10 protein-coding genes are annotated in these 12,302 nt (G+C 62.4%); 8 read left to right on the forward strand and 2 right to left on the reverse strand.

Annotated elements, in window-relative coordinates:
* Window positions 1-392 precede the first annotated feature (392 nt).
* Window positions 393-746 carry a hypothetical protein gene (locus IFT88_RS01450; protein WP_192118481.1) on the reverse strand — a complete coding sequence of 118 codons (354 nt, stop codon included), beginning with the start codon at window positions 744-746 and terminating at the stop codon, window positions 393-395.
* Between the two features lie 662 nt (window positions 747-1,408).
* On the opposite strand from IFT88_RS01450, the gene IFT88_RS01455 reads away from it, so the two are divergent.
* The 7 genes from IFT88_RS01455 (at window position 1,409) to IFT88_RS17750 (ending at window position 9,650) form a co-directional block, all read left to right on the forward strand.
* Window positions 1,409-2,554 (forward strand): AAA family ATPase, encoded by a 1,146-nt coding sequence (locus IFT88_RS01455; protein WP_192118483.1) that lies wholly within the window; start codon window positions 1,409-1,411, stop codon window positions 2,552-2,554.
* Between the two features lie 43 nt (window positions 2,555-2,597).
* Window positions 2,598-4,823, forward strand: a complete 2,226-nt coding sequence (locus IFT88_RS01460) for a S8 family serine peptidase (RefSeq protein WP_192118486.1) — start codon at window positions 2,598-2,600, stop codon at window positions 4,821-4,823.
* Between the two features lie 209 nt (window positions 4,824-5,032).
* Window positions 5,033-5,311 (forward strand): hypothetical protein, encoded by a 279-nt coding sequence (locus IFT88_RS01465; RefSeq protein WP_192118488.1) that lies wholly within the window; start codon window positions 5,033-5,035, stop codon window positions 5,309-5,311.
* A gap of 3 nt (window positions 5,312-5,314) precedes the next feature.
* Window positions 5,315-6,775, forward strand: a complete 1,461-nt coding sequence (locus IFT88_RS01470; RefSeq protein ID WP_192118490.1) for a dGTP triphosphohydrolase — start codon at window positions 5,315-5,317, stop codon at window positions 6,773-6,775.
* A gap of 514 nt (window positions 6,776-7,289) precedes the next feature.
* Entirely contained in the window at window positions 7,290-7,442 is a 153-nt protein-coding gene (locus tag IFT88_RS01475) for a hypothetical protein (RefSeq protein WP_192118492.1), read from the forward strand.
* Between the two features lie 285 nt (window positions 7,443-7,727).
* On the forward strand, window positions 7,728-8,513 hold the full coding sequence (locus IFT88_RS01480; protein WP_192118494.1) for a metallophosphoesterase family protein: 786 nt from the start codon (window positions 7,728-7,730) through the stop codon (window positions 8,511-8,513).
* Between the two features lie 330 nt (window positions 8,514-8,843).
* A complete protein-coding gene (locus tag IFT88_RS17750; protein WP_446718819.1) occupies window positions 8,844-9,650 on the forward strand; it encodes a hypothetical protein in 807 nt (268 codons plus the stop codon).
* A gap of 258 nt (window positions 9,651-9,908) precedes the next feature.
* On the opposite strand, the gene IFT88_RS01490 is transcribed toward IFT88_RS17750, so the two are convergent.
* Complete coding sequence (locus tag IFT88_RS01490) at window positions 9,909-10,751, reverse strand: hypothetical protein (RefSeq protein ID WP_192118498.1); 843 nt, start codon at window positions 10,749-10,751, stop codon at window positions 9,909-9,911.
* 178 nt (window positions 10,752-10,929) lie between these two features.
* On the opposite strand from IFT88_RS01490, the gene IFT88_RS01495 reads away from it, so the two are divergent.
* Window positions 10,930-12,114, forward strand: coding sequence for an SIR2 family protein (locus IFT88_RS01495; protein WP_192118500.1), 1,185 nt, complete (start codon window positions 10,930-10,932; stop codon window positions 12,112-12,114).
* The last annotated feature ends 188 nt before the right edge of the window (window positions 12,115-12,302 follow it).

The raw sequence follows: 12,302 nt of genomic DNA on the forward strand, positions 1-12,302 counted from the left end.
GCAAGCTCCATCGGGCTGCGATTCGCCGGCTGCACCTGGGTTGCGCTCTCGTGCGGGACGGGGGGCCTGCTCGTCAGTGGCGGTATCAGTCGGGCCACCCCGGCAGGGCTCGGACGCGGGGAGGCGACCTCGTCGATCGGGGCAGAGCCGATTGACGGTTCGCCGGCCGTGGTCTTGACGGGTGGGTCGGTGGCTGGGGCCGGGGTGGGCGTCACAGTCCTGTCCAGAACTGCTGGATCGATGAGATCGAGGCCATCTGCGGAGTAGAGAAGGTGTCGGCTCACGCCATGTGGCCTCATGGAGGAGGAGGGAACGGCCAGGACGGTCACCTGCACCCCTTGCGCCTGGGCCTCTTCAACGGCCTCGGACAGGTCATCGTCCCCTGAAAGCAGCTACATCACATCAATCCTGCCCGCGCGGGAATGCCCGACCAGGTCTAGACCGATGCGGAGGTCGACCCCCTTCTGCTCCCCGTCAACACCGATTCGGCCGAGGCGGAGCTTGACGTTCGGCAGCAGCGCGATGCTCTCCTGCGCAGGGTTCGCCTTGCCGTCGCGGGCAGCGTCGTACCAGTAGACCCGGAGCAGTGGAAGTTCGGAGTCTCGCTGCACGGCCTCGATAAGGGCGGAGATCAAGGCCGTGTAGTTCACCTCGATGCCCCGACGGAGGGACGAGCCGGTGAGGCGGGTCGCCGCGCTCGACAGCAGGTACCCCGCATCGACGTAAAGGGCTGAATGAGATCTCATGGCTGACCGTCGCTCCCGGACTCGGTGCGTGCGGGACAAAGGATGCTGCCGTCCCCTGCCAAACATGTCACGACCTCGGGCGGCGGTCGAGTGCGAGATCGCCCCTAGATGGGGACCGCCGATGCTCGCGCCGACTGCGTGCGGTTCGTCGGCCGGTCGCGCGGCAAGACGTCGCTGGATTGGCTGCAGCCCTGATCGAGGCTGTGATGATTTTCAGCACCTTGTCATCAGGTGATGGTCACGCGGTCGGGTGCCCGGGGCCGGTCTAGGAGGCCGGTCGATCGAGTGAATCTTAAACCGGGTCCGCTGCTGGCGGCTGTCTCGGACGGCACCCTCGCCGTCGACTTGGGCAATGTCCTGTGGAGGCGGAGTAAGAACCTGCCACGGGGCCCGGGAGGCGGGTGTTTGTGGCTCTCCTGCCGTATTTGGTGACGCCCAGAACGGCTCCAGTCTGGCCAAGGCTTCGACTGCTAGCGCGCCCAGTCCAACACGTGAACTGCACGCGAAGTCGATTTGACACTCCCAGGGTTGTCCTTCGGGCCGGTGTCAGTGGTTCAGGGCAGACTAGTCTTGCGATTCAGATCGCCGACTATCCGTGACGGAAGTTTCCCAAGGCGTTCCAAGACCCGGCTATTGGCGCCGATGCGAAAGGATAACCAGGCATGGAACATGTGTCGGAGGTTGCAAAAATCCTTGACGGTGCAGTTCGGCACGATCCGGCACAGGCCATTAACTACGCGAACCTTCTCGTGACAAAGCTCGAGGCTGCCGGCGAATCACATCAAGCGCGAGTGATCCGAAAGGTACTCAACAAGTCCTCCGCTCGCGCCATTCACTCCGCGTCAGCGGCAGCACCGGCAGACAAAGACACCAACCTGTCAACCGTCACCATTGAGTGGCCGGACGGGGCTAAGCAGCGCCCTATGGTGTTGAACCGAAGCGCGGACGAAGCGATCGCGGGCTTCGTCTCCACCATTCGGGAACGGGATCGTTTAGCCAAGTACGGCATCGATATCCCTGCACGACTGCTGCTCCACGGACCGCCCGGGACAGGAAAAACATCGCTTGCGCGAGAAATTGCAGCCAGCCTCGAACTCCCTCTCGTCACCACACGCTCAGACGCGCTCGTGTCGTCCTTCCTCGGACAAACCGCGCGGAACATTCGCGACGTCTTCGACTACGCGTCTCGACAGCCGTGCGTGCTTTTTCTCGACGAATTCGACGCGCTGGCAAAGAATCGCGCCGACGCCCGCGAGGTCGGCGAACTCCAACGTGTCGTCATCGCCCTCCTAGAGAACCTGGATGCGTTCGACACCGGCAGCGTCCTGATCGCGGCGACGAACCATCCGCAACTTCTAGACCCGGCCGTCTGGCGCCGTTTCGCAACCACCGTCGAAACCGTGCTCCCCGGGTCGCGGGAGCGGCGCACCATGTGGGCGCACACCATCTCCATGCTTCCGATAGACGACACCACTCTCGATGTGCTCACCGAGCACTCCGACGGTATGTCCGGTGCAGCGATTCGCACCGCAGGCTTGGAAATTGCCCGCGGCGAAGTACTAGCGTTGGCCCCAGAAGTGAGGCTTCCGCATGCTCTACTGCGGCTGGCACGCTTGCGAGACTGGGGGAACCCCGAGGACACCCTCGGTGACGAAATTCGTCTGCTGCGGCGCGTTGCGCCCACTGTGTTCACCCATCGCAGCCTCGGTGACGTGTTTCACATCAGCACCCGCCAGGTGGCGAAGCACCTGAGGGGGGACGATGCCAGAGTTGAAACCGGCACTATTGATGCCGTACTCGAGAAGTGAGATGCGGCCGCGGCAGGTGACCAGCCGCACACCTGAGCCACTCGTGCCCGTAACTGACATGCTCCGGCAGGAGCTGCAAGCATCGATCCGCAGCGCTGTCACATTCGCCGTGCGAGCAGGTGCAACTGAAGCGGCACCGGCTGCCGTGAAACTCCGCTTGCGCCCCAAGGCTCTCGCGAAATCGAAACGCCCCTACGGGCTGCTCGCCGACGTCGGTCTTACCCCGATGGGGGCGACGGTCCCCGGTGAGCTTTTGCTGCCCGGGACGCCCGGACGGCTGCGGAGTTTGGCCGAGCAAATCGCTCGCGGCACCTCGAAACTCAGCCAGTTTCACATATCCACCCTCGAATCCATCGCCCCTTGGGACACCATCCGGGACGTGTTCGGAGTCGCCCGTCGAGAAGACGCGGAGGCGGTTCTCGAAGAAAGCGCAGACCTGCAGCGCAGCCTGCGCGTCACGTTCTTCCCCTGGGTATCCGACATCCTTGGTGCTCAGTTGCACGGCACCGCAACGTCGGCTTTGACCACCGGCAGTAGCACCGCGCTCGTTGAACTGTTCGCGTCCGAGTTTGGCCTCGACGTTGTCGCGCCCCGACTTCTCCGCGGACGTCCCGTCGCTTACCTTCGCCCCGACGCCCTTCCGGACCTTCTCACCCTCGAAGGGGTGCATGGCATCCGGACCGTGGCGTTGGCACCCGAGTTCTCCTCCTACGACATCGGTTCGGCGAAGGCCCCATATGCGTCCGTGGCGAGCATTACCTCGAACATGCTCACCTTGCCTACCGGCTCGGACCCAATCGTGGGTGTTCTCGACTCCGGAGTAGAAAGCATTCACCTAGAATCCGCCGTCACCGGCCGGCAAACCTCCGTCGCCGACTCCGACACCGACCGATGGCATGGAACGTTCGTCGCGGGGCTGATCATGGCCGGAGGGCAACTCAACGACGGGTACCCAGACGACGTCGCGCGCGTCCACGACGCCCACGTCGTTCCAAAGGACGCCGTTGCCGAAGGGGAGCTGTTCGAACGAGTGCGCGACGCGGTCATCGGCGCGCCGGACATCAAAGTGTGGAACTGCTCGTTTGCTAGCCGAGATGAATCCGCCCGCGAATACGGCACTTTCGCCGTCGCACTCGACGACCTCTCCGACGAGGCTGGAGTTCTCTTCGTCCAAGCAGCAGGCAACCTCGCCGGCGCATCACGATCCTGGCCACCGACGAAGACGCCTGTACTGCACGACGGTCTCGCCAGCCCGGCGGAAGCGCTCCGCTCCATCACGGTCGGTGCGAGGGCGCACCTCGGGGGCCGCGTCGCCAAATGGGCACCCGCCTCCTACTCGCGGCGCGGCCCCAACTTTGCCGACCTCACTAAACCCGATGTCTCCCACGCTGGCGGCGACCACGATCCGGACGGCGACATCGGTAGCTTCGGCATCCTCTCCGTCGTCTCAGACGACTTCATTGCCGAATCGCTGGGGACCTCCTTCGCCACGCCCGCTGTTAGCGCCATCGCCGCGAACCTGTGGGACGAGCTTCTCGACTCCGGAGCCACAACACCTACCCCAGAACTCATCAAGGGTCTCCTGGTGCACTCCGCATACCGGAACTCCGCCGATGACCCGACTATCGACGCCGCCGGCACCTACCGCCAGTTCTACGGGTGGGGCACCCCATCCGCCAGCAGCTATATCCTCGCCGATGAACCACACACGTTGACCACCGTTCACGAAGTCGTCATGACACCCGGCGTTAATTGGTACAAACCACTTCCGGTTCCGCCGCCCCTTCTGAGCGCTGACGGAAAATTTTCCGGCGAAGTCACCCTCACAATTTCTTATGCCCCGCCTATCGACGTGTCCTTCGGCGCGGAAGCTATTCGGTACGACGTCACCGGCGGATTCGGCGCGTTCCGCACCGACCACAACGGCATCGAGAAGTTCACGTCCATCACCCACGGCGGTGCGTCCAGATTGAACTGGGAGGCAGCGAGGAAAGCCGACGGCAAGTGGTCGCCGGTGAAAACGCAACGAGCCATCCATCCGCAAGGTGTCCAAGGCGGAGACTGGGCCTTGCGGTTGGAAATGGTCGAACGCGTCTCCGGGGAAATCTCCGGACAGCAACGCGTGTACGTCATCGTGACCTTCCGGTCACTGGACGCAAATGTAAACATCTACGCACCCGGCGTGCAGGCATTCAACGCCGCCACTATCGCCAGCAAAGAACTCATCCGGAGCGCGCGCATTCGAGTAAACACGCAGCCAACGACTTGACGGATGAAGACTTGAACGGCGCTGCGACCTCGTAGTGCAAGCGTCGCCCGATTCTCGTAGAATCGAATTGACCACGAACGGTGCCCGCCCGCATCGAACATCTCGGCGTAAGCCCCACGCGCCGAACCCCCGCCGGACCAACAAACGCTCACTGCCGAAACGACTAGAGTGCTCTCTCCGGTGTCACCCAAAATGTCGTAGGAGGAACAATGACAGCTCTACTGACAGGACTAGCTGCCGCGGAAGTCCAGGAACGCGCCGCCGACGTCCGCGAGCGCGCCGAATGGCGCACCGTCGTCGACGCCGCCCGCGGCGCTCTTCCCGCCGTTGGCGACAATCTGCCGCTCGAAATGTACCTCCGAGGCGTCATGGAGCGCGCGAACGTCGACTCTCTAACCGCCAAGCGAGCCCTCAGTGTTCTCCGCGCCCGTCATGAAGCGCTGTACACGTTCGGCGTCGGCGTCTGTCGCCCTACACCGTCGAACTAGCGCGTGAGCGACCTGGGGGACGCCGGAGACACGCCGAACTGGGGCGATGTGCGTCCTGTCGGCACCAAGGCCGAAGAAGGAGAGGACGCGCGAACGTTCGGGCAACGCGATTCGGATCGAGTCTTGTACGCTCCGGAATTTCGCCGCCTCGCCGGAGTGACGCAGGTTATCTCCCCGCAGGCAGACTTCGTCTTCCATGACCGGCTCACCCACTCGCTGAAAGTTGCTCAGGTCGCACGGCGCCTGGCGGAACAGCTTCGTTCCAACTTCCTCAAAGAGAATTCTGGCTTTGACGAGGCCAATCTCCTCCTCGATGGCGATGTCTGCTACACCGCGGCGCTCGCCCACGACCTCGGCCACCCGCCGTTCGGTCATGCCGCCGAAACGGCCCTGCAAGACATACTGAAGAAAAAACTGGGCGAGGACCCCCATAACGGCGAACTGTTGAATGACTCGTTCGAAGGCAACGCCCAGACGTTCCGTATCGTTAGCAAGCTCAGCTTCCGGAAGGAAGATGAGCCAGGGCTGAATCTTTCGTGGCGCACTCTTGCCGCCATCAGCAAGTACCCGTGGCAGCACGGCAACGAGCGGACCACTCGAGGTGACAAACCGAAGTGGGGCTTCTACAACACTGAAGCGGCCTACGAATCCCACCTGGCGCACTTCGGCTACATTCGTCCGCACGGTGATGACGATGACATCCTGCAGTCACTGGAAGCCCAAATCATGGACTGGGCCGATGACATCGCATACGCCGTTCACGACCTGGATGACTTCTACCGAACCGGGATGATCCCGCTGAACCTCCTCGGGACGTTCAACGAATCCGAAGACTGGGACGACATCAAGAGGGCCGGCATCACGTCCGTGCGGAATGCAATCAGGAAAGCCGAACTCGACGATGAGGCCCTCGATACGCTCGTCGACGAGCTTCGAGTGGTCCTGTCCGTTCGAAAGTTCGACGGATCCGCTCGCGCCCAGGAAGCGCTCCGAGAGCTATCTAGCGAACTGATCCGCCAACTTTCATCAGACTGTAGCGTGCAGCTTCGAGACGGCAGCGGCAAACCGTATCTTCACATCACCGTCGAAGGGCGTGCCCGGGCGGCGTTCCTCAAGAGCATCACCCAGTGGTACGTCCTCGGCGATTCCTCCGTCGAACTCATGCAAGTCGGGCAAACCCGTGTCGTCCGCGAACTATTTACCGAACTGTGGACTATTGGGAAAAAGCACTACTCCTCTGGTACCGGCAAACGCCGGCGGCCCCTCCCAGAGAGGTTTCAGCACTACCTGATGGAGAGCCTCAGGTTGCGAGAATTTGACGTGTACGGCGGGCCGGAACGCAAACTCGCCCGCGCTACCGTCGACTTCATGTGCACCCTCACCGATCAGCAGGCATCCTTGCTGCACCAACGTCTCACCGGTGACAGCGTTGGGCCCCTCCCCAATTACTGGCTACGCGTCTGAGAGCCCTTATTCGCCGGGCTGGGCTGCACCTTCTTGTGGCGCAGCGCAAGAATTGTGACCAGCGAATGATCTCGGCGGCCCCTCTTGGTCGCTGGCCCAGAACCATCCGGCAAAAGTCATCCTCGTCTCGGACAGGAAGGCAAGACGGAAGGGCGACGAGGCGCGGTTGCGGCATACATGAAGCGGAACAAGCCTCCGCAGCGTTCGACCGTTTGCCAGCCATGAACTCAGGCCTCGGGGCGAGTCAGCGAAGTCCCTCTCGAGGAGAGTCCTGCATCGCCGAACGCCCCGGTGACGATTCTTATGTCTGCCCTGATGGCCACACCCTGCCGGTCACCATCGACCCGAGTCCGCGCAGGACAACTCCCGCATCCTGGCCACGAAAATGCAGTAACTCTCTGCACGCCCAAGCTGGGCCTGCTCGGCTGTTCCGCGGGCATGTTCACAGGCTCGAACTTGTCTAGCCCTAAAGGCGCCCTAGTCTTCCTGGCGCGTATCATGCCAGGGTATGAAAATGACATCACTCAAACTCGCTAACGAGCTGGCTGCAGCAATTAAGGAGCATTCCTTCGAGCGAAATGTGGAAAATGCTGACCGCCTTGTAGCCGCTGTACGGGCGATCGTCGAGACTCCCGCCCCTTCGTTCGACGACTGCAAGGTCAGCTGAGCGAACCCTGCAGGCAGACGAAGCATCCTGCGCATACCGGGGATGACGAGGACCTCTTCGGCTGGTGCGCGGGCACCGTACGATGCCGCGAGGCCTGGCTTCCCACGGGCAGCCCGTGTCGTGCCCGGTGTTCCGCCATGCGACGCGTCATAGCGGGGCTCCCCCCATTGTCCCCAGGCGGCCTAGGTGCTCGGGCGACAGGTTCGGAAATAATGTCGCCGCACGCTCGGGGCGGGTCTACCGCGGCCGGGTATTAAGAGCACCAAAGGCCGAGAGACGGATGTCATGCCTCATCACACTGTGACCCGCGTTGCCATCGCCGGCGACTGGCATTCCAGCGGCTACTGGGCGCGTCGCGCTCTCAAGATGCTGCACGACCAAGCACCGGACGTCGAAACGGTGTTGCACCTCGGGGACTTCAACCTCACCTCGAGCACTCCCTGGACTGCATATCGTCGAAGTGTCGTCGAAGCTATGGAGACGAACGGCATCGACCGCATTCTGGTGACTCCCGGAAACCATGATGATTGGAGCCAGCTCGGGCCGCGTTTCAAATTGCATCCGGAGGAGCCGTACTTTCTGCCCCAGACGCAGACGGTTGCGTTCCTACCGAGGGGTTATCGCTTCGAGATCGGTGGCAGGACCTTTCTGTCCTTCGGTGGCGCTGCCTCGCCGGATCAGGGGAAGCGAATGGAAGGACGGGACTGGTGGCGAAACGAAGAGCCAACGAAGGCGGACGCCGCCCGCGCGCTGGCCGGAGGCAGTGTGGATGTGATGCTGACGCATGAGGCCGTCGACCTAGGCACTCGGCTCGTCGACATTGTCATTTCTCGACCCAACCGTCGCCTCTTTGACGAGCAGGGCTTGATCGCCTCTCGGAGAAGCCGTGCCCTTGTAACAGGTGTCTGGACTGAACTTGAGCCCGCCAGGCTATTCCACGGGCACATGCACATACGAGCCGAGGGGCACATGCCGGACTCGCGAGCCGTCTACTCCCTGGCCGCGAACAACTCGCCAGGGAACATCGGCATTCTTGACCTCCGCGACCTCAGCTGGTCCTGGCTCGACTAGTGCCCCTTGCCTTTCGGCCTTCGATAATGAAGCTGCTCGCGCACCAAGGATGGGCCGATATAACGATCCCCGACGCGTCTCTGGCCGTGGGGCTCATGGGCGTCACTTGAGCCCTCCGTTTAAAAGAGCAGGGCCGTGTCTCATGACGACGGCGCTGACCCGGACGTGGTCTATCGGACGATGCCCGCTTTTGGTGGGTACGGCCTGCATCAGATGCCCATCGCGCCCACTAAGCGTTGCTTTGAGCGTATAGCTTCCTGATACTCTTCAAGCATGCAAGCCCCTTCTGTTGGTCGCCGCCTCGCCGACATCGCGGCCGGCCAATGGGGCATGATCACCACGGCGCAGGCGCGGGTGCATGGCGTTGCCCGGGCGAATCTCGCTCATCGCGTCCGCACGGGCGAGTTGGAGAGGACCGACCATTACGGGGTTTATCGCCTCACAGCAGCTGCGTCGAGTCCTCTCGATGACCTTCGTGCGGCATGGCTGTCGACAAATTGGGGGGCGCTGGCGCAAGACCGAACTCAGGCCCCGCAGCTTGACGCAGTCGTCGCTTCCGCTGCCGCGGCGATGGTCCACGGCCTCGGTGATGTCTACCCGGCCCCATATCGGCTGATCGTTCCGAGCCGACGCCAGAGTGCGACCGGCGCAATTGCTTATTCCTGGCGCCCTCTCGACCCCGCTGACGTCGAGATAGTCGACGGCCTGCCCATAACGTCCCGCGAACGAACTATTGTCGACCTCTTGATCGACGAGGGCGATGCTTCCATAGCGGCAGACGCACTTCGCGATGCCTTTCGTGGTGGCTTCGAACTCGATGAAAAGCGCCTCGCAGAGTTGCTTGCCTCTCACGCGGGCAAACTCGGGTGCGTCCAAGGCGACGGTGCCGGCGCCCTCGCCTACCTCATGGTTGTGGCGGAAGTGGACGCCGTGTCCCAAGCGCGCCGTGCCCTTGATCGAGTCCTTATGTCCAAGGCCCTCTTGCCGGGGGTCGAGGCTTACGTCCATAAGCTCGTCGTAAGCCTGCCCGCCCTGGTCGCAGCAGCGCCAGTTCAGGTACCTCCCCTCCCGGACAAAGGGGTCTCCGCTCTAGGCGTCAGGCGGGAGACCTCCAGGCCTTGCGAATCGAAAGATTAGGCCCCTCGGTCTAGCGCCTCCAAAGTCATGCCGCTAGGTCACCTAGTCGCTCCTGTCAGCGCATCAAGCTGCGACGCTTTGGCCGTCTGGGGCGCCCTGATGAGAGGAGTCCGAGGCCTTCGGATGCTCACGACCGCCCGGGGCACCCATGGCCATGGAGCTGCACTGCCCGCAGGAAGGGATAGCCGAAAGCTTCGCCTTGCGACCGCGTCGCGCGAGTCATTGACGCCGGGTAGATGTGTGCGAGTCGATGGAGGGCTAAACGTTGGCGTCCTGCTCCTTCAATCGGACTATGAACCATTCCGGGTCTTGGGGTGCGAAGTAGTACTTGCCTGTTGCTGCCTTCCTGGTCAAAGCGCCGTAGTAGAGGAAGGAGCAGCCGACGAGATCGCTGGTGTCCGTTATGTTCTTCACAGCTTTGACGGAGTTCAGCATGGTCTCGTTCAGTCGGATACCGGGGGAGCCCTTGGTGCTCAGGTTCAGCCACGCACCGCCTCGTTCTTTGTCTTCGCGGACGTAGCTGACTATGTCCCAGTACAGCCGGCGGGGGCGAGCCTTCGAGGCGTCAATGGTGGAGGCGGGACGGCAGAATTTACGGATGGTGGTGGAGCTGTTGTCTGGCATCACTAGGGTCGCTTTGCTCCGACGGAACATCGGTTCTCGGACCAGGCGGCGAAGCAGTTTGTTCAGTGCCAGACTCTTTCGGGTCGTACGTTCCACTGCCAGCCCTGTATGACGGCGCCCAGACCGGTGAGAACGGCTTGGATCATCGTCGCCTTCGACGACGTGCGTGATCGCCCTTGGTCGAGACGGCTGAAGGACGAACACCGAGTCCGCCGCAACGACTGCATCGGCTTCCTCGAGTGATCCTGGCGCTGGACTTTCTCCGTCGGTGCTCGCCATCTCACAGTCGTCCCCGTGGGGACGAGCGCCAAAGCATGCCGCCCGTCCGTTCCGGGCGGCCCGGATGAAATATGCAGGAGCGCCGCATCCCGTGCAGGTCAGCGATCCTCGGTGGTACGAGCGAAGTGTCGGGTCAAGCGTTTCAAATTGTTCCGCCGAGAACACCCGGCCGGCCGTGGTCGAGCGCGCTTCGTACATGATTGTCAGGGTAGGAGTCGCCGACAAAGAAGAGAAGACCATACCCATGGGGCCGGCGCGTTGTCCTCTCAGCGGAGAGGAGGGCCGAGAGGCGCCCCTTCTATGTGTGGGCGAAGTTTGCCCTCCTAGGCCCTGCGCGTCGAGCGTCCGGCATGGCATCGGCGGCCAAGATGAGCCCGTGAAGAAAGTAATTGTTTTGGGCGCCGGATTCTCTCGAGCCATTAGCCACCACATGCCGCTTATGGTCAACCTAAGAGCCCAGTTCGAGGACAGGCTGGGCCTGAACCACACCACTTTTGATGCATTTGGGGGAGACGTCGAGGCTTGGCTCGCCTACCTCGCGAGTGATCAGCCGTGGCTAGGGGACAGCGAGAACTTTGGTAACCGGGCGCTTTTCTCCAAGTCGATTGACGTCCTCTACGACGTCATTATCAACGCGCAAGAGCAGGCCGAGAAAGTTGAGCCAAGCTGGCTTGACCGCATGGCCTGGCAGTGGTCTCACGAAAACGTGACTGTCCTCACCTTCAACTACGACACCTTGCTCGAAACAGCCTTTCAGCGAGTTGGATGGGCCCGGTCGGCGTCCGCCTTCTACTCCGCACCTCTTACGGAGCGTTACCCGGTCGGCTCCTCGAGGATGCTCTCCGCGTCCCCGCCCCGGAAGAGGGTGCCGACCGTCTTGAAGCTGCATGGTTCCGTGAACTGGTGGCACGGAGGCAGTAACGCGCCGCTCACTGAGCAGATGGTCTATCACCCCCACCCCAGCACACAGGAACGGTCTGAACCGCTGTTCGCCGATCTGCAGCCGTTTCTCGTCCCGCCGACCAGCATCAAGAACGGCTACTACGGGCGGTCTGGTCTCGTGACCCAATGGCGACTAGCAGCCGAAGCGCTGAGGGCCGCTGACCAAGTTGACATCATCGGTTACTCCTTTCCCGCGAGTGACCTTCCCACCCGAACTTTTCTCAGCAGTACTATGCGGCCGGGCGCCTATATCCGTGTCGTCGACCCGTGTTTGCGGGAAGGGGCAGCAGAGTCGGCGCTGCCCGGTCGCGAACTGCACTTACTGCGCCAGGACGCCCAGGCCTTCGCTGGGGAAGACGCCGGCACTCGCGTAAGTGCCTGGTACTCGCAGGAGGACGGTGGCGACTACCTCCTCCATTTTGAGGAGGACGGCGCAGTGCAAGCACTATCGATCCCGAACCAGCCATACCCCCAGGAAGCCTTAAAGCAGAAGCTCGTCGAGCTGTATGGTCCGCAGGAGTACACCCAGAGTGGGCGGCGAGGGTCATCTGAGGCGCCTGTGACCACCACGGAAATCTTCATTCCATCGAGCGGGGAACCGCATCAGAACGCGTCGTGACGAGCGGGTCTGAAGGATACCCGGGGGCAGTGGGCCCGGGCGATGAGCGGCTTTGTAGCAGTGCGCCGTCGGCGCCTCTAGATGCTGGTCACTTGTAGGAGCCAGTAGCCAATCAGAGCGTCTAGAGCAATCTCATGTGGTGACGACTGCCTCGGATAGTGTCGTAAGTCCGAGACGCAGAATTGCTC

Source organism: Frigoribacterium sp. CFBP 8751 (assembly GCF_014841545.1).
Taxonomy (GTDB): domain Bacteria; phylum Actinomycetota; class Actinomycetes; order Actinomycetales; family Microbacteriaceae; genus Frigoribacterium.